General features: G+C 70.2%; 13 protein-coding genes, 1 tRNA gene and 1 pseudogene. 9 read left to right on the top strand and 6 right to left on the bottom strand.

The window, feature by feature from the left end; all coding sequences use genetic code 11:
- The first annotated feature begins 62 nt into the window (after positions 1 to 62).
- Both ACN27F_RS12225 and ACN27F_RS12220 read left to right on the top strand, forming a co-directional pair.
- On the top strand, positions 63 to 362 hold the full coding sequence (locus tag ACN27F_RS12225) for a hypothetical protein (RefSeq protein WP_421433417.1): 300 nt from the start codon (positions 63 to 65) through the stop codon (positions 360 to 362).
- A 139-nt stretch (positions 363 to 501) separates the two neighbouring features.
- Positions 502 to 906 (top strand): WhiB family transcriptional regulator, encoded by a 405-nt coding sequence (locus tag ACN27F_RS12220; RefSeq protein ID WP_421433416.1) that lies wholly within the window; start codon positions 502 to 504, stop codon positions 904 to 906.
- Between the two features lie 324 nt (positions 907 to 1230).
- Here ACN27F_RS12220 and ACN27F_RS12215 read toward each other — a convergent pair whose 3' ends face one another.
- The 3 genes from ACN27F_RS12215 to ACN27F_RS12205 form a co-directional block, all read right to left on the bottom strand.
- Positions 1231 to 2559, bottom strand: a complete 1329-nt coding sequence (locus ACN27F_RS12215) for an ABC1 kinase family protein (RefSeq protein WP_421433415.1) — start codon at positions 2557 to 2559, stop codon at positions 1231 to 1233.
- Between the two features lie 10 nt (positions 2560 to 2569).
- A complete protein-coding gene (locus ACN27F_RS12210) occupies positions 2570 to 3619 on the bottom strand; it encodes a hypothetical protein (protein ID WP_421433414.1) in 1050 nt (349 codons plus the stop codon).
- Between the two features lie 210 nt (positions 3620 to 3829).
- The gene (locus ACN27F_RS12205; RefSeq protein WP_421433413.1) at positions 3830 to 3997 is read right to left on the bottom strand and encodes a DUF5679 domain-containing protein; all 168 of its coding nucleotides are present in this window, start codon (positions 3995 to 3997) and stop codon (positions 3830 to 3832) included.
- A gap of 482 nt (positions 3998 to 4479) precedes the next feature.
- On the opposite strand from ACN27F_RS12205, the gene ACN27F_RS12200 reads away from it, so the two are divergent.
- Both ACN27F_RS12200 and ACN27F_RS12195 read left to right on the top strand, forming a co-directional pair.
- Positions 4480 to 5010 carry a M48 family metallopeptidase gene (locus ACN27F_RS12200; RefSeq protein ID WP_421433412.1) on the top strand — a complete coding sequence of 177 codons (531 nt, stop codon included), beginning with the start codon at positions 4480 to 4482 and terminating at the stop codon, positions 5008 to 5010.
- A 58-nt stretch (positions 5011 to 5068) separates the two neighbouring features.
- The gene (locus ACN27F_RS12195; protein ID WP_421433411.1) at positions 5069 to 5692 is read left to right on the top strand and encodes a hypothetical protein; all 624 of its coding nucleotides are present in this window, start codon (positions 5069 to 5071) and stop codon (positions 5690 to 5692) included.
- 100 nt (positions 5693 to 5792) lie between these two features.
- Here ACN27F_RS12195 and ACN27F_RS12190 read toward each other — a convergent pair whose 3' ends face one another.
- Positions 5793 to 7043, bottom strand: a complete 1251-nt coding sequence (locus ACN27F_RS12190; protein ID WP_421433410.1) for a zinc-dependent metalloprotease — start codon at positions 7041 to 7043, stop codon at positions 5793 to 5795.
- A gap of 112 nt (positions 7044 to 7155) precedes the next feature.
- On the opposite strand from ACN27F_RS12190, the gene ACN27F_RS12185 reads away from it, so the two are divergent.
- From ACN27F_RS12185 to ACN27F_RS12170, 4 genes and pseudogenes are all read left to right on the top strand, one after another.
- The gene (locus tag ACN27F_RS12185; RefSeq protein ID WP_421433409.1) at positions 7156 to 8181 is read left to right on the top strand and encodes a PDZ domain-containing protein; all 1026 of its coding nucleotides are present in this window, start codon (positions 7156 to 7158) and stop codon (positions 8179 to 8181) included.
- Positions 8182 to 8331: 150 nt separating this feature from the next.
- Positions 8332 to 11274, top strand: a complete 2943-nt coding sequence (locus tag ACN27F_RS12180) for a UPF0182 family protein (RefSeq protein WP_421433407.1) — start codon at positions 8332 to 8334, stop codon at positions 11272 to 11274.
- 168 nt (positions 11275 to 11442) lie between these two features.
- Positions 11443 to 11519 (top strand) — tRNA-Met (locus tag ACN27F_RS12175).
- Positions 11520 to 11885: 366 nt separating this feature from the next.
- Positions 11886 to 12518: pseudogene (locus ACN27F_RS12170) on the top strand (MIP/aquaporin family protein); the annotation flags it as partial.
- Positions 12519 to 12649: 131 nt separating this feature from the next.
- Here ACN27F_RS12170 and ACN27F_RS12165 read toward each other — a convergent pair.
- On the bottom strand, positions 12650 to 14794 hold the full coding sequence (locus ACN27F_RS12165) for a glycosyltransferase family 2 protein (RefSeq protein WP_421433406.1): 2145 nt from the start codon (positions 14792 to 14794) through the stop codon (positions 12650 to 12652).
- 153 nt (positions 14795 to 14947) lie between these two features.
- On the opposite strand from ACN27F_RS12165, the gene ACN27F_RS12160 reads away from it, so the two are divergent.
- A complete protein-coding gene (locus tag ACN27F_RS12160) occupies positions 14948 to 16033 on the top strand; it encodes a glycoside hydrolase family 6 protein (protein ID WP_421433405.1) in 1086 nt (361 codons plus the stop codon).
- Positions 16034 to 16099: 66 nt separating this feature from the next.
- Here the strand turns inward: ACN27F_RS12160 and ACN27F_RS12155 are convergent, their stop codons facing one another.
- Positions 16100 to 18046, bottom strand: coding sequence for a galactose oxidase-like domain-containing protein (locus tag ACN27F_RS12155; RefSeq protein ID WP_421433404.1), 1947 nt, complete (start codon positions 18044 to 18046; stop codon positions 16100 to 16102).
- Between the last annotated feature and the right edge of the window lie 27 nt (positions 18047 to 18073).

Here is an 18073-nt window from a genome sequence, read left to right as displayed (position 1 = left end):
CTCGCTGCTCGACCGGGGTGCCGAGGGTTACCGCGACGAGTCTCAGGCAGGAGGTGTTGACGATGGAGATCATCTCGATCCCAGAGCTGTCGACGCTGCCTGCTGCCTGCGCTCCGATGGTCGGTGGCTATCTGACCACCACTGCGCCCACCGGCCTGCCGACCGGGCCGAACCAGCACCAGCACCAGGCCCAGGTCCAGCGCCGGGCAAGCGGGGCATGGCTCCGGCACCGTGGTGCGGCCGTAGTGGCGACCAGTGGTGTCAACAGCTCTCAGGGCAGCGTCCGCACGACCATCCCGGCGGTCAAGAAGCCGTTCATGGATGCTGCCCGCGGTGTTCCCCCTCGAGGAAGGCCGGTCTGACACACCAGACCAACCGGCTCACCTCGAGGCCGCGGAACCCGCAACCGGGATCCGCGGCCTTAGTTTTTGCGACCGCACAGGTACGAGTACGTCGGAAGCGATCTACGAGATCGAAGCGAAAGAAAGAGGTGACCGGGCGATGAGTCTGGCGTTGGCCACACTCGAGCGCAGCGTCTCCCAGCCGGGATGCCGGCCGGCCGGATCCGGCCGACCGGATGTCATGGCCGACCTGCCTTGCCGGAAGTTCGACCCTGACCTGTGGTTCTCCGACTCCCCGACCGAGCTGGAGCTGGCCAAGTCGCTCTGCGTGGACTGCCCCCTGCGGGTGGAGTGCCTGGCCGGAGCGGTGGAGCGGGCCGAGCCCTGGGGCGTCTGGGGCGGCGAGATCTTCGAGCGGGGCGCGGTGGTGCCGCGCAAGCGGCCACGGGGCCGCCCGCGCAAGGAGGACGTCGCGCGCGACGCCGCCCTGCAGGTCGAGGTCGAGGCGCGGATGGCGGCGAACGGCGTCGGTGACTCCCGCCGCGCGGTCCGGTTGGCGGCCTGACATGTACCTGATCACGGCAACCGCCGGCCGGACGCCGGCAACGACCACGAACACCACACCGACCCTTCTTGGCGAGACAACCATGCATCTACTGCACGAAGCGCTGTCACGGGCGCGAATGCAACCGCCTCAGACCGGCTACCCGCGTACTGAGGCGAACCGTCCTGCCCGTACCGTCGCCATGCAGGCCCGGCACCGCTGGGCCCGGCAGTTGGGCGGGCGCTGACCGAGCCGGGCGGCGACCAGCCGACGGCAGCCGACGACTGACACCGATCCGCGGGCCGGGGGGTTTCCCTCCGGCCCGCGCCGCGTCGCGGGGTCGGCTCAGCCCGTCGGCGCGAAGCCGGGCAACCAGCGCTGCACGACGTCGCGATAGGGCGCTCGGGCCTCCAGTTGACTGAGCACACCGATCGAGCCGAGCGTCACCCGATGGATCAGCAGGTACGCGGGAGGCAGGTTGAGACGTCGGCTCAACTGGTACGCCGGTGACTTCGGGTTGGCCAGACGGGCCGCCTCGTCACGCAGCCACTGTCGGGTGAACTGGAACTCCGGCACGGCCAACGGGGTCAGCATCGGCAGCAGGAAGTCCAGCACCGCCCGGGCGTCGATCGGGTCGTCCGACTTGATGAAACCCTCCTCGCGCAGCCCGGCGACCACGGCGTCGGCATCGTCGTCGAGCGCCAGGCGGACCAGCCGGCCGATCGGCTCGGGATGACCGCCGGGCAGCCGGGCGACGGCTCCGAAGTCGACCACGCCCAGCCGGCCGTCGTCGAGTAGCCGGAAGTTGCCCGGGTGCGGGTCGGCGTGCAACAACCCGGCCCGGGTGGGCGCGGAGAAGTGCAGAACGGCCACGAGCAGCCCGGCCCGGTCACGTTCGGCGGGCGTGCCGGCAGCGATGATCTTCGAAAGCGGGATGCCGTCGAGCCACTCGGTCACCAGTACCCGCGGCGCGGCGGCGAGCACCGCTGGGACCCGGATCTGCGCGTCGTCGGCGTAGGCGGCGGCGAACGCCCGCTGGGACTCGGCCTCCAACTCGTAGTCGAGCTCCTCGGCGAGCCGATCGCGCAGCTCGGTGAGCAGTGGCTTGATGTCCAGTCCGGGCTGTATCGCCCGGAACATCGTGCTCAATCGGGAAAGCTGTTTGAGGTCGGCCATCAGCGCGTCGCCGGCACCCGGATACTGCACCTTGACCGCGACGGGCCGGCCGCGGCCGGACTCGTCGCGCCAGAGCGCCTTGTGCACCTGGCCGATGCTCGCCGCCGCCGCCGGCTGGTCGTCGAACTCGGCGAAAGAGTCCCGCCAGTCGGCGCCGAGCTGCTCGCCGAGCACCTTGTGCACCGATTTCGCCGGCAGCGGCGGGGCGGCCTCCTGCAGCTTGGTCAGCGCCTGCCGGTACGGTGCGGCCAACTCGTCCGGCAGCGCCGCCTCGAACACCGACAGCGCCTGTCCCGCCTTCATCGCGCCGCCCTTGAGCTGGCCGAGCACGCTGAACAACTGTTCCGCGGTGCGCTCCTGGATCTCGGCGGAGATGACGTCGGAAGCGAGGCCGGTGACCCGCTTGCCGAAGCCCAGGACGGTGCGGCCAGCGAAGCCGATGGGCAGCGCGGCGAGCTTGGCGGTCCTGGCAACGGCCCAGCGCGGGATATCGGTCACCCGGCCATTGTTACCGACGATCGCGTACGGTGACCCCTCCCTGGGCGTGGCTCATGCCACGCCGACGCCGCTGCCGACAGCGGCAACCGGGGTGCGCCGGCCACGCCCGGCGCCGCAACCGGGTCGGCCCGTGCACCTCCACCGCCGCCCCGACCGTCTCCGGCTCCCCGCCGTCGACGAACGTCAGGATCTCCGCCGCGGCGACACTCGCGGCCGCGAGCAGGGTGGTGGCGTCGCAGGTCGTCGCCGGACCGAGGGCACACAGCTGGGCAGCCAGCTGCGGCCAGCCGGGGTCCCGGTCGCATCTGTGCAGGTCGAGGCAGTTGAGACAAGGGCTACCGGCGGCCGGCACCAGCGGGCCGACGACCGGTATCCGGTCCCGGATGTCCACCAGCAGGTGGGCCTGCCGGTGCCGGGCGAACGCCTCGGCGATCAGGTTCGCCGGCCGGTCGGCGCCGAGCAGGACCACCATGGTGGCCTGGCCACGGCGTACCGGCCCGGTCGTGGTCCCGACGACGGCCTGGGCCACCGCGTCGGCCACCGCGTCGCGGATCGCCGGTGATCCGGTGAGATCGACTCCCAGATGTCCGATGCCGGCCTGGGCCAGCGCGACGGCGAGCGGCTTGGCCAGCGGGCCACGGCCGGCCAACACGATCCGGGCGCTGCGGCGCCGGCGCAGGATCTGTGCCGGGGTGCCGCAGGCCTCGGATCCGCGTAACGCGATCGAGATCGCCTCGGCGGTCAGCCGGTGCCGGGCGGGTGCCGGCAGGTCGGCCGGCAGCAGGGTGTGCGCCCCGACGACGAGACCGTGCGCGGACAGCGTGTCGAGCAGTTCCTGCGCCTGGGTGCGCGGAATTCCGAGTCGGTCTGCCTGGTCCAGTACCGCCCGTACCGGTCGGCTGCCGTCGACATGATCGAGCAGCTTGGCGAGCGCGGGATCGGCGAGTTCGAGCAGTACGGCGTGCGCCGGATCGGCACCGAGCTGGAGCGTGTGCGGGTCCCGCCAGAGACGGGCGAGCCCAGGCAACAGGGTGGGTCGCAGCAGAGGGGTGCGCGTCATGGATCACAGGCTGTCACCGTTACCGAACGGTGGGCCGCTCGTTATCCACAGCTGTGGACCCGAAAATACTCGGTTATCCACAGCTGCTTGCGAGTTATCCACAACCTGGTGGTGACTCTGTCGCACCCAGGACATCACGGATCGTGTGGATGTCCTCGGTTGGCGGCGCGGACAGGGGCGGCCGGAGCCGCCCCTGTCCGCGATGTCGCTTCAGACCTTGGCCTTGCCCAAGATCCGATTCACTGTTGTGCCACACACCGGGCACTTGCCCTTGGCCATGTTCATCCCGGTCTTCGACACCTCGACGGTGCCCTGGAAGTCGCGCTTCTCCTTGCACTTGACGCAGTAACCGTTGTAGGTCTGGGCCTGGTCGGCCACGGTGCCCCCTCCTCGTCTCTTCGCCGGGCGGTTGCGGCCCCGGCGTGCACCCGACCGCGGGCGCCGTCGATGGCGCCGCGCGTCGGGATTTCCGCGGTCGCTGTTGACCGCCGGTCCGCGGACCCTACCCAGGACTGGGTGGTTCCATGTCAACAATCCGCCGACACTGTGAGTAAGTCGACGTCGAGAGTGTGCATGCCGGAATAGGTCGGATAAGTCAGATTCGCAGTGACACGCCGGGAGAAGATCCGCAGGTGGCCCTCTCGTGCGGTGCAGAGGTGAAAACTTCTTCGTGATCGCCTACGGTGGTCGGTGGTAGGTCGAGCGCGGCGGATCGCGGTCGATCGGGCAACTTTTTTCGCGACAATCGGCCCTAAAAGGGGTGATTCGGGCGGCGTACCCTGTGTTGCCTCTTGCGTTCACCCAGTCGGTACGGATTAGCGTGCCATCGTGAGCCAAACCCGGGGCTGCGCGGGCCGCTAATGGCTGGGGCGCGCAAGCCGGTCGTCGAGGTACGGCGCAGCCAGCGTCGGCGCCGGACGGTGTCCGCGTACCGCGAGGGCGAGCGGGTCGTCGTCCTCATCCCGGACCAGTTCTCCCGGGCCGAGGAGAGCGAATGGGTCGACCGGATGCTCGCCCGCCTCGCCGCCCGCGAGGAGCGGCTCCGCCGATCCGACAGTGAGCTGATCGGCCGGGCCCGTCGGCTGATCGACCGGTACCTGCCGGAGCACGGCCGGCTGGCGGTGCCCGCCAGCGTCCGGTGGGTGACCAACCAGAACAGCCGGTGGGGATCGTGTACGCCGGCCGATCGGACGATCCGGATCTCCCACCGCATCCAGGAGATGCCCGACTGGGTGATCGACTACGTGCTACTGCACGAACTGGCGCACCTGGTCGTGCCGAGCCACAACGCCCGGTTCTGGGAGCTGGTTAGCCGCTACCCGAAGGCGGAACGGGCCCGCGGCTACCTGGAAGGGGTCGCCGCGGCGACCGGCTTCGTCCTGGCCGACTGATCCGCCGGACACGGTCGGCCGGACACGGTCGGCCGGACACAGTCGTTACAGTGGCCCGATGCGTCGTGCGGTGGTCGTTCTGCTCAACCCGGTGCACTGGTCCCCGCCCGGCATCGGGCTGGCGCGGTGGCGGGCCGCCCTCGCCGAGGACATGGTCGACCTGCTCGCCACGCTCAGCCAGATCGAGCCGGCGATCGCCGGGGCCGGCGCGGACCTGCCGCTGGCCCGATCGGTCGCCTGGCCCGGTACCCCCACGTACGAGCTGACGGAGCCGACGGTGAACGCGGCGTTGGCCGCCGCCGCCGCCGACGGCTTCGATCAGGCTGCGGTGCTCGCCGCCGATGCCCCCGACCTGCCCGGTCTGCTGGTCGGCAAGCTGCTGCGCCCGTTGACCACCCGGCTGGTGGCCATCGCGCCGGCCGAGCCGGTCGCGCCGAGCGAGTCGGTCGGTGCCGCCGGCGGCGGGCTGCTCGGCGTCGCGGCTCGGCTGCCCGTACCGCTCTGGCTGCCACCGGTCGATCTCGACGACGACCCGGAGACGGTCCGCGTCGCCGCACCACGACGCGGGGCGGTGGCGGTCACCCCGTCCTGGCGGCGGGTACGTGGTCCGGCCGACCTGCCGACCCTCGATCCTGCGGTGGAAGGCTGGGAAACGACCCGCGCGTTGCTGTCGGTGCCGTGAACGACACCTGGCGCGGGTGCGCGCGCGACGACACGGGCGGCGGCTCAGCAGCTGTAGCTCAGCAGCTGTAGCTCAGCGCGGCGGCTCGGCGGGTAGCGGCTCAGCGCTGTGGCTCAGCGGGCGGCGGTTGCTCCGGGCCGTCGAAGTCGATGTCGCCGAGGTCGAAGTCGAGCTTGGCCCGCGCGAACGCCTCCGGGTCGGCGAAGTCCTCCTCTGACGGGAGCAGATCCGGGTGGCTCCACAGCCCGTCGCGCCCGTCGATCCCCCGGTGGTCGGTCAGCGCCGTCCACAGCGCCGCCGCCTCGCGCAGCCGCCGCGGCCGCAGTTCCAGCCCGACCAGGGCGGCGAAGGTCTGCTCGGCAGGCCCGCCAGCGGCGCGGCGGCGGCGCAACGCCTCGGCCAGCTTGGCCACGTTCGGCAGCCGGTTGGCGCTGGCACCGTCCACCACGTGGCAGACCCATCCCTCGATCAGCGCGAGGACGGTCTCGATCCGGGTCAGCGAGGCCTGCTGCGCGGGCGTGTCCTCCGGGGTGAAGATGCCCTCCAGCGCGATCTCCTGCATCGACTCCGGGTTGGTCGGGTCGACGCGGCCGAGCGCGTCCTCGATCGCCTCGCGGTTGACCGTGATGCCGGAGGCGTAGGTCTCCACCGCCGCCAGCACGTGTCCACGTAGCCACGGCACGTGCTCGAACAGCCGCTGATGGGCGGCTTCGCGCAGCGCGACGTAGAGGCGCACCTCTTCCTCCGGCAGCTCCAGGCCGGAGCCGTAGGCGCGGATGTTGGCCGGAACCAGTGCGGCGGTGCCCGCCGGGCCGAGCGGCAGCCCGATGTCGCTCGCCGACAGCACCTCGGTGGCGAGCGAGCCGAGCGCCTGCCCGAGTTGCCCGCCGAACAGCGCTCCGCCGAGGGTGGTCATCATCGCCTGCATCGGGCCGAGTTGCCCGCGCGCTTCCGGTGGCACCAGGTCACCCATGGCGCCCACCATCCGTCCGGCCACCGGGTCGCACAGCTTGCGCCACACGTCCAGGGTCCGGTATATCCACTCGTTGCGGTTCCAGGCCACCGACGTCCGGATCCCGGACGGCAGCGCCGACGACGGCTCCAGCCACAGATCGGCGACGCGTAGCGCCTCGGTCACGATCTGCCATTCGTGCGGGTTGACCGCCGGGTCGCCCTCGGCGGCGAGCTGGCTGGCGGCCACCTGGCGGGCCAGGTCCCAGTTCACCGGTCCGCTGCCGGGCGCGGCGAGCAACTGCTGCAGCTGAGCCATGAACTGCTGCAACTGCTGCGGGTCGTTGGGGTCGGGAGGCTGGCCGCCGGGGAGCTGAAAGCCGAACGGGATATCAGGCACGCCTCCACGGTACGCGTGCCGGCCGGTCGGACGCCGGAGGTGGGTTCCGCTCAGCGCGAAGCCGACCCATGACCTGGCTCGCTCGATGACCGGAGTCGGTACCCTCAGGCGCATGAAACGTCGCGGTGTCACGGTCATCCTCGGCGCGCTGCTCACCGCCCTGCTCGCCTACGGCGTGTTCGCCGCCCCGGTGCCGTACGTGGTACTCGGTCCCGGGCCGACCGTCGACACGCTGGGTAGCTCCGACGGCGCGGAGGTCATCCAGATCTCCGGCACCGAGACGTCGGAGTCGGCGGGGCAGCTCCGACTGACCACGGTCGGGGTACGGCCCAACGTCGGGCTGCGCGAAGCGGTCACCGGCTGGCTGCGCGACTCCGAGGCGGTCGTCCCGTACGAGGTGATCTATCCCCCGGGGCAGACCCAGGAGGAGGTCGAGGAGCGCAACGCGGAGGACTTCGCCGCCTCGCAGACCAGTGCCGAGACGGCCGCCCTGCGTCAGCTCGGCTATCCCGTCCAGGTCCAGGTCCGGGCGGTCACCCCGGACGGGCCGTCGGTGGGGCTGCTGCAGGTCGACGACGTGATCACCTCGGTCGACGGCACCGAGGTGACGTCCGCGACGGAGCTGACCGAGCTGATCCGTGCCGAGCCGGAGGGGACGGCGCTGACCATCGGTTACACCCGCGACGGCGAGCCCGGCGCCGTACCGATCACCACCCGGGCCACCGACGGCGGCCCGCCCCGGATCGGTATCGAGATCGTCGAGGAACAACCCCACCCGTTCGAGCTGACCATCGACCTCGACGAGATCGGCGGACCGAGCGCCGGACTGATGTTCGCCCTCGGCATCATCGACAAGCTCGACCCGGACGACCTGACCGGTGGCAAGATCATCGCAGGCACCGGAACGATCGACCACGAGGGCACCGTCGGGGCGATCGGCGGCATCCCGCAGAAGCTGGTCGGGGCCAAGTCCGCCGGTGCGGTCGCCTTCCTGGTGCCGGCGGCCAACTGCGAGGAGGCGCTCGCCAACGCCCAGCCGGACCTGCCGTTGCTGCGGGTGGCCACCCTCGACGAAGCCCTCGACGCGCTGGCGACCCTGCGCACCGGGGGCGACCCGACGTTGTGCGGTGGCAACTGAACGGTGGTCGGGCCGAACCCGACCGAGATCCGGCCCGACCTCGACCGGGGTGCGATGGACACACCCCGTAGTCTTGGTGCCTGATCGCCAGCGGATCACATCCAACGTGCGGAGCAAATCGTGGTCATGCGAAGCAGTCCGATGCCAGGAATGAGCCGACGCGGCCGCGTCACGGTCGGCGTACTCGTCGGGATCTTTCTCCTGTTCACCCTGCTCGGCTGGGGGGTGAACGCATGGACCGACTGGCTGTGGTTCGACGAGGTCGAGTACACCCAGGTCTTCACCAGCGTGCTGGTCACCCGCTTGCTGTTGTTCGCCGCGGTCGGTCTGGCCATGGCGCTGCTCGTCGGCGGCAACCTGTGGCTGGCGTACCGGCTGCGCCCGACGCTGCGTCCGCATTCACCCGAGCAGGTCAGCCTGGAGCGCTACCGGATGGTGCTGAGCCCGCGCCTGGGTACCTGGATCGCGGTGGTCGGGGTGCTGGTCGGACTGTTCGCCGGCCTGTCCGCGCAGAGCCGGTGGAGCCAGTGGATGCTGTTCCGCAACTCGCAGGACTTCGGCGTCGTCGACCCCGAGTTCGGTGTCGACATCAGTTTCTACGTCTTCGAGTACCCGTTCCTGCGCTATCTGCTCGGGCTCGCCTTCACCGCCGTGGTCCTGTCGGTGATCGGCGCGCTGGCCATGCACTACATCTACGGCGGGGTGCGGCTGCAGGGCATCGGTGACCGGATGACCACCGCCGCCCGCGCCCACCTGACCACTCTGGTCGCTCTCTTCGTGCTGCTCAAGGCGGTGGCGTACGTACTGGACCGGCGCGGCATGCTGCTGGAGTACAACGAACAGGCCAACATCTACGGTGCCGGCTACGCCGACATCAACGCCCTGCTGCCGGCCAAGGAGATCCTGGCGTACATCTCCATCGTGGTGGCGATCGCGATCGTCGTCTTCTCCAACGCGGTGATGCGCAATCTGGTCTGGCCGGGCATCTCGTTGGCCCTGCTGGGCATCTCGGCGGTGGCGATCGGCGGCATCTACCCGTGGGCGGTGCAGACCTTCGAGGTCAATCCGAGCCTGCGGGACAAGGAGGCCGAGTTCATCGAGCGGGGCATCGTCGCCACCCGCGACGCTTTCGGGCTGGCCGACACGATGATGACCCCGTACCCGGCGACCAACCTGACCCCGCCGGAGAGCCTCGTCGGCGACGAGACGGTGGTCGGCAACATCCGGCTGCTGGATCCGCAACTGGTCTCCGAGACCTACACCCAGCTCCAGCAGGTGCGCGGCTTCTACGACTTCGGCACCAAGCTCGACATCGACCGGTACGTCGTCGACGGGGAACGGCAGGACTACGTCGTCGGCATGCGGGAGATCAACTACGGCGAGCTGACCGAGCAGCAGAGCAACTGGCTGAACCGGCACACCGTCTTCACCCACGGGTACGGCATGGTCGCCGCGCCCGCCAACCGGGTGGTCTGCGGCGGACAGCCGTACTTCGTCTCCGGGTTCCTCGGTGACCAGACCCAGGAGGCGTGCTCGTCACGCACCGAAGAGATTCCGGTCGAGCAGCCGCGTGTCTACTACGGCGAGCAGATGGACGGCACCGACTACGCGATCGTCGGGTCCCCCGGGGACAGCAACGTCGAGTTCGACCGGCCGACCGACAGCGGTGGCGAGCAGTACTACACGTACACCGGATCGGGCGGGGTGGAAATCGGTTCGTTCGGCCGCAAGCTGCTCTACGCGATCAAAGAGCAGGAGACGAACTTCCTGCTCTCCGAGGCGGTCAACGAGAACTCCAAGCTGCTGTACATCCGCAACCCCCGGGACCGGGTGGAGAAGGTCGCACCGTTTCTCACCCTGGACGGCGACCCGTACCCGGCGGTGATCGACGGGCGTATCCAGTGGATCGTCGACGGCTACACCACCTCGGCCACCTACCCGTACTCCGAGCGGGTGAACCTGCAGGTGGAGACCGCCGACGAGTTGACCGGCCAGGGCACCTTCGTGCTGGCCCGGGAGAACGTCAACTACCTTCGCAACTCGGTGAAGGCGACCGTCGACGCCTACGACGGCACGGTCCGGCTGTACGAGTTCGACGACAACGACCCGGTGCTCAAAGCCTGGAACGCGGCCTTCGGTGGCGACCTGGTGACCCCCAAGGCGGAAATGCCTACCGAACTGCTGGAGCACTTCCGCTACCCGGCAGATCTGTTCAAGGTGCAGCGCAACCTGCTGGCCCGCTACCACGTGACCAATCCGGCGGAGTTCTTCTCGGGACAGGACTTCTGGGAGGTCCCCAACGTCCCGGACGCACCGGACACCGGGGTCAAGCAGCCGCCGTACTACCTGATGACCCAGTTGCCGGAGCAGGACGAGCCGCGTTTCCAGCTGACGTCCGCGGTGACGCCGTTCGGCCGGCAGAACCTGGCCGCGCTGATCTCCGGGTCGTACGTCGGCGGTGAGCCGGTGCTGCAGGTGCTGGAGCTGCCGGACCAGACGGCGATCTCCGGCCCGGTGCAGGTGCACCAGCGGATGACCAACAACGCGTCCATCCGCCAGCAGCTCAACCTGCTCTCGTCCAACCAGGCCCAGGTGCAGTACGGCAACCTGCTGTCGCTGCCGTTCGGCAACGGCATGCTCTACGTCGAACCGGTGTACGTGAAGAGCAATCAGACCAACGCGTACCCGTTGCTGCAGCGGGTGCTGTTGTCCTACGGCGACGGCGGCTCGTACGTGGTGCTGGCCAACAGCGTCGAGGACGGCATCCAGCAGCTGATCGAACAGGGGCAGGAGGCCGGTGGGCAGCAACCGCCACCCGGTGAGGGCGAAGGTGAGGGAGAGGGCGAGGAACCGGGCGCGACCCCGACACCGACCCCGACGGCGACCCCGTCGCCGACCGGTACGCCGGGCGTGCTCACCCCGGAGCTGGCCGCCGCCGCTGCCGAGGTCGACGCCGCGATCGAGGAGGTACGGCAAGCACAGACCGCCGGTGACTTCCAGCGGTACGGCGAGGCGCTGGCCCGGCTGGACGCCGCGATGACCGCCTTCCAGCAGGCCCAGCAGGCCGCGGCCAGCGCCGGCACCGGCGGCTGACCCCGCGCCCTTCCTCCCGCCCTTCCCGCGATCTTGGACTTGTCGTGAGCTTTCGTCTGATTCGTCCCTCGATAAGTCCAAGATCGTCGGAAACGGTGCGGGACAGCCGGGCGGGTTGGGGGTCGTTTTGCGGCCGGCTGACCGAGTGCGCTAGGGTTAACGCATCGCCGCGGGGTGGAGCAGCTCGGTAGCTCGCTGGGCTCATAACCCAGAGGTCGCAGGTTCAAATCCTGTCCCCGCTACCACGGTGAACGGCCCGCCAGGGAATCCCTGGCGGGCCGTTTCGCGTCCGGGGAGGCGGGCCGTTTCGCGCACGGATACGACCGGACCGATGGCCGACCCGGATCGGGCCCGGGGTTCCGGTTCGTCATGGGAATAGATCAGCTACATGATCGTAGGGTAATGGAACGTAACACATCCGTAAGATGTACATCTATCGATGTCGCTCGGTGTGGCTGCATAGGGTTATCGGGGAATCGCCAAGAGGTTTGGCTGTGCTCATGTCGGGTCTCGTGTCCATGCAGGTCTGGCCGGCGGCGTAGCTTCATCTACCCGGCGGCGTAGCGTTCATCTGCCCGCCGGACGGAAGGCCCGCCGAACGGGAGGGTGGTATGCGCAGGTACACCGCAGAGTTCGTCGGCACGTTCTTTCTTGTGCTCACCGTCGGTATCGCGGTGACGACGATGAACGCAATGGCGCCGCTGGCTATCGGCGGCATTCTGATGATCATGGTCTACGCGGGAGGTCACGTCTCGGGCGCGCATTTCAACCCGGCGGTAACGCTGGCCGCGCTGATCCGCGGCCGGATCGGTGGGGCCGAGGCCGGTGGGTACGTGGTGGCTCAGGTCATCGGCGGGCTGCTGGCCGCTGTGACCACCCGGCTGGTCCTCGCGGAGCCGGAGCCCACCGCGATGTCCTTCACCGGCAGTGAGATCGGGCCGGCGTTCACCGTCGAGGCGCTGTTCACCTTCGCGCTGGCGTACGTGGTGCTCAACGTCGCTACCAGCCGCAGCCACCCGAACAACTCCTTCTACGGCCTGGCCATCGGGGGAACCGTCATGGTGGGGGCGTTCACGGTGGGCGGGATCTCCGGCGGAGCCTTCAACCCGGCGGTCGCGGTCGGTGCCGCAGCCACCGGCCTTTTCTCCTGGTCGATCATCTGGGTCCACCTGGTAGCCGAATTCATCGGCGCGGCGGTGGCGGCCACAGTGTTCCTCACGCTCAACCGTGACGACCGCGCCCCGGCCGAGCCGGTCGGCAGCCATGGATCCACGCCGCAGGGCGCGGACTTGCCGATTGCCCCGGACGCCGTGACGCAATCGTAGCGGTCGAGCGCCCGCGCCGGGCACTCCCGCCGCTGCGGGCGCTCCTGCCGCTACGCCCCCCGGCCCGCCGGTCGCGGCGGGCCGGCGTCACCCGCGCTGTCCGCTGCACCCAGTCCGTCTGCGCCGGCCGGCTCCGGGCGGTCGGCCGGCTTCGGGCGGTCGGCCGCGGCGGCACGCCGCTCAGACGTCGGCAGGTCGCTCCGCTCCGTCCTGGGCGGGCCGGCCTGGTGGGGGATCTCCGCGGCCCGGGGCGCGTCGACCATCGGTGGCGCATCCGACACCCTGGGCAGGATCATCGTGGCGGAGACGTCGTCGGGCTGCTGACCGGCCGACCGGCTGGCCAGATGCGCCGCCAGCAGCGCGCGTGGGATCTCCATGGTGATGTCGCCGGCCCGGTCCGGACCGCGCACCTCCGGGACCGGCGCCGGCAGGTGGGCGGCATCGTCGGCAGGCGTGGGCGCCGGGCGGGAGCGCAACCGCAGGTCACGGCGCCACAGCACCACCGGCAGCAGGCAGATCAGCAGCGCCACCCCGGGCCACAGCAGCGACGGCAGGCTGGCGTAGTCGCGGGCGACGGCGACGGCGATCGCCGTGGCGAGCACGGCCAGCCAACCCAGGTGCGCCCGGAAGGTGTAGAGCGCGTCGCTGCTGCTGTGCGCGCCCTTCGGAGTGACCACGAACCGGGCCGGGCGGCGCAGCAGCGTACTGACCAGCTGCCCGGCGTAGATCGGTGCCGAGATGATCGACATCAGCATGCCCTTGAGCCCGCGGGAACCGGGCGCCTCGTACGGGCTGACGTTGTACCGCCGGTTGTGCAGGTAGAGCCAGAGCGAGAAGGCGGTCGCGTCGGTGTAGAGGGCGAACCAGATCTGCGGCGAGATCGTCATGCCGCTGACACCCAGCGCCAGGAACAGCACCGCGTTGACGATGCCGAGCAGCCAGGCGACGGCCATCGACGGGTAGAAGGTGGTGATCAGGGTGTAGTGCAGCATCCCGCCGGCGGACAGCCGGGGAAAGTGCCGCCAGTAGCGGCCGACCAGCAGCTGGAAGGTGCCCCGCGACCAGCGCCGCTGCTGGGAGAAGTAGTCGCTCCAACTGGCCGGACCGTCGCCGGCGGACAGCACGTCCGGGGTGTACACGGACTTCCACCGCCGTCCGGTCGACGGGTTGCGGGTGGTGTGCACGGCCAGCCCGGTGGCCATGTCCTCGGTGATCGAGTCGGCCAGCCCGCCGATGCTGCGCAGCGCGCTGATCCGTACGGCGTTGTTGGTGCCGACCAACATCGACGTGCCGTACGCGTTGGCGGCCCGCTGAATGACACTGTGGAACGGGAACTGCTGCGACTCGGCGGCCCGGGTGACGAACGCCTCGCCGTTCTTGTAGCACTGCGGGCCGACGACGTACGCCACGTCCGGGTCGCGGAAGTAGCCGAGGATCCGTTCGGCGAAGTTGGCCAGCGGCACGTGATCGGGATCGACGGAGAGGAAGACGTCGTACCGGTCGCCGTGCGCGTCGACCCAGGCGTTGTAGTTGCCGTGCTTGGTCCGGGCCCGGAACGGCCCGCGCGGCTGGTTGTACCGTTCTGCACCGTTGCGGGTGAAGTGCCGGACACCGAGCTGCTCGCACATCGCCTTGACCTCGGCGTCGTCGCCCTCGTCGAGCAGCCAGATGTCGAAGACGCCACGGTGACGGATCCGCTTCGCCGCGCGCAGCGTGTCGCGTACCACCGCGATCGGCTCCTTGCTCGGCACGATCGTGGTGAGGAAGGCGACCCGCAACCCCCGGGGCGGGACGACCGGCACCGGATCCCGCGCGATCACCGAGGCCAGCGACAACGACAGTACGTTGACCAGCCGTAACGCCTCGACGACGGCGATCGAGCAGATGACGAAGACGTTGGCGACCCGGGCCGCCTCGGCCACCGGACCGGGGTTGGTGTCGGCGAAGTGGCCCGGCTGCAGCAGCCAGACGAAGAAGAACACCTCGAAGCAGATGTTCGCCACCGCGATCAGCACCGCCGTAACGATCTGCCGGTTGCCGTACGTCCGGTGCATGCTGCGGTAACGCACCCGGTAGGGCTCGCCGCCAGGTGGCTCGCCGCTCAGTGGCTCACTCAGCGGGCCGGCGAGCCGGCTGAAGGATTCGAGTCGAGCCCAGGACTGCCCGTACACCGGGATGTCGAATGGTTCCGCCACAAGTAGCAAGCCCTGCCGTCACGTCCGCGTGCCCACCGGCCTCCACGCCCCGGCCGGCGGTCCCGGCGATCGTACGGCACCGGGGATCTGCGCCCGGATCGGCCGGTTGAGCTAGTCTCGGCCGTGCGTTACGCCAGCGACGGAGGACGAACGGTGCTGTGGTCGATGCTCCGCCGGTCGGCGGTGTCCCTGCTCGCCGTGCCGGCCGTACTGTTGGCCGCCGGCTGCGGCTCGGCGCCGTCGTCGACGGCCGCCGACAGCCTCGGTAACCAGTCCGCCAGCAACCAGCCCGCAGCTGACCCGACCGCCGCGCCGCCCGGCCAAGGCGGCCAGCCGGTCGCGGTGCCGCTCGCCGGAGCGCGGCTGTTCGTCGATCCGGCCGGTGCCGCCGCCGACCAGGCGGCCCAGTGGGAGACGGCCGGGCGGACCGGCGACGCCGAGCGGATCCGGCGGATCAGCGACCGGCCGATGGCGGCCTGGATCACCAGCGGCACCGCCGCGGTGCGGGCCGACGTCGATGCGGTGCTGACCCGGGCCGGTGCGGCCGGTGGCATGCCGGTGCTGGTGGCGTACCACATCCCGGACCGGGACTGCGGCAGCTTCAGCGGCGGCGGCGCGCTCGACGGCGACGACTACCGGGCCTGGATCCGCGGCTTCGCGGCCGGGATCGCCGGCCGCCCGGTCACGGTCATCGTCGAACCGGACGCGGTCGCGCACAGCCTGGACAGCTGCGCGGCCGGTGGCGACCGGCTGGCCCTGCTGGCCGAGGCGGTCGCCGTCCTCAAGCAGACCGGTAGCGCCCAGGTGTATCTCGACGCGGGTCACCCCCGCTGGATCGGCGACCTGCCGAAGCTGGCCGACGCGCTACGCCGGGCCGGGATCGCGCAGGCCGACGGCTTCGCCCTCAACGTCTCCAACTTCATCGGTACGCCGGAGAACGTCGACTACGGCCACCGGCTCTCCGACGCGCTCGGCGGGCGTACCCGCTTCGTCGTCGACACCAGCCGAAACGGTGCCGGACCGGTCGACGGCGCGTCCGTCGACGGCGGTCCGGCCTGGTGCAACCCGCCCGGCCGCTCGCTGGGGGAGGCCCCGACCACGACGACCGGGTTGGACCGGGTGGACGCCCTGCTCTGGATCAAGCGCCCGGGTGAGTCCGACGGCGACTGCCGGCCGGGTGAGCCGCCGGCCGGCCGGTGGTGGCCCGAGTACGCCCTCCGGTTGGCCGGCGCGGCCTGACCATCGGCGGTAGCGACGCGCGACCGATGGGCGACAGGCGATGGGCGACGGGCGACGGGCGACGGGTCAGCGCACCATCACCGGTGCGCCGACCGACGGCACCCCGTCGACGTCGACGGCGAACAGCAGGTACGGCCCGGACGGCAGGATCGTCGCCTCCCCGGGCAGGTCCAGCTCCAGCCGCCCGGTGGCGGTGGTGGCGGTGAAGTCGACGGCCACCGACCGCTGCTCGTTGTTGAGCATGTGGGTGGCGGCGCCGGGCCGGATCAGCCGTATCGCGGCGATGCGGTCGACGTCCGGGCTGATGACGACGACGTTGCCGCCGCGCTCGACCTGCTGCGGCACCGCGCCGACGACCGGGCGGGTGCCCCGGAACAGGTACGGCGGCGAGTACAGCTCCAGCCGCTGTTCGAACTCGCCGCTGATGCTGTTCTTGGCGTCGCGGAACAGCGGATCGGAGCCGACGGTCAGCACCCGCCCGTCGGGCAGCAGCAGCGCCGCGGAGTGGTAGTTGCGACCGACCCGGGGGTCGGCGGCGGGCGTAAGGGTGTTGCTGTCCGGGTGGTAGATCCGGGCGTCGTGGTTGTCGCTGAGTCCACGGCCCCGGTAGTCGCTGGAACCGTTGGTGATCAGCACGGTGTCGTCGGGCAGCTGCACCAGATTGGGGTAGCGGGTCCCGTCCGGCAGATCCGGCCCGGCGGTGAACCGTGGATCCTCGGCGGTCAGGTCGATGAGGTCGATCCGATCGCTGGACAGGGCCGACTCGCCGACCCCGCCACCACCGACGACCATGATCCGCTGCTCCTGCACCGGTCCGGCCCAGGCGCTCATGCTGGTCTCCAGCTGGTCGGTGTCGCGCAACCCGTCGACCTCGGTGAACGTGTTGTCGCCCAGATCCCAGAAGCCGGGGTCGCGACCCTGGTCGTCGGGTCCGTAACCGGCGTTAGACCCGGTGTAGAACAGCAGGTCGGGTGTTGCCGTCTGGAACAGGCTGGGGTAGGTCGGGAAGTAGCGTTCCAGGTCCGGGCGCAGGGTCCAGCTCTTGGTCTCGGGGTCGTAGATCTCGTTCTGCGTGCCGTCGAGGACCTGGCCGCTGCCGTCGAGGCCGGCGACGGTGAGCACCTGCCCGTCCGGCAGCGCGGTCATCGTCGGGTACCAGCGCTTGACGTGCATGTCGTCGACCCGCTCGTACCGTTCGGTGTACGGGTTGAACTCGAACGCGTCCTCGAGCCCCTGGTAGTCCTGCTTGTCCATGGTGATCGCCTCGGCGAGGCCGTAGACGTTTCGCGCGTCGGCACCGACCAGGCCGTTGACCCGGTACTGGGTCTGCCCGTCGACGACGTACTCGTCGCCGAAACCGGCCGCGTCGACCCAGACCTGCGTCTCGCTGGCGGTGACGACGGCCGGCCCCGCCGACTCGTCGGACTTGGTGGCCGGTGGTACGACGAAATCGTGCCCGGCGGTGTAGCGTCGCCCGTCCGGGGCGACGAACTCGGTGCCCTTGACGAAGCTGCGTGGCCCGCCGTCCGGGGATTCGTTCTTGACCAGCATGGTGCCGCCGGCCCGTTCGACGTCGGACTCCAGGACTTCGTACCGTTGGGTGCCACCGGCGACGAGCAGGTTGCCGTCGGCCAGGAACGCGTGCCCGGAGCAGAACAGGTCCTCCGGGGTCGGCACCAGTTCGGTCTGCTCGGTCGCCGGGTCGAACAGCAGAGTCTTGAACGTGCCGGCGTCGAACTGCTCCCGGTCGTTGCCGGAGCCGGCGATCAGCAACACCTTGCCGGTGGGCAGCAGCGCGGCGTGGATGGCGTTGACCCGCTGGCTCTCGGGCAGTTCGAGGATCCGCCAGTAGCCGTGTGCCCGCTGGTACTCGACGCTGTTGAGCTCACGCTCGTGTAGCCAGGTGCTGGTGAAGTCGTACAGTGGCGGCACGTTGGCGCTGAGTAGGATCGACACGCCGACTACGGGTAGCAGGACACGCTGGCGCAGGTTCCGCATCGTAGGCCACTTCACCCGCAGCACCTTAGCGGCCGGGTCCGC

The sequence above is a fragment of the Solwaraspora sp. WMMB335 genome (genome assembly GCF_049179075.1).
In the GTDB taxonomy this organism is placed as follows: domain Bacteria; phylum Actinomycetota; class Actinomycetes; order Mycobacteriales; family Micromonosporaceae; genus Micromonospora_E.
Note: the sequence above shows the minus strand (reverse complement) of the source record. Positions and strands in the feature narration are given on the sequence as shown.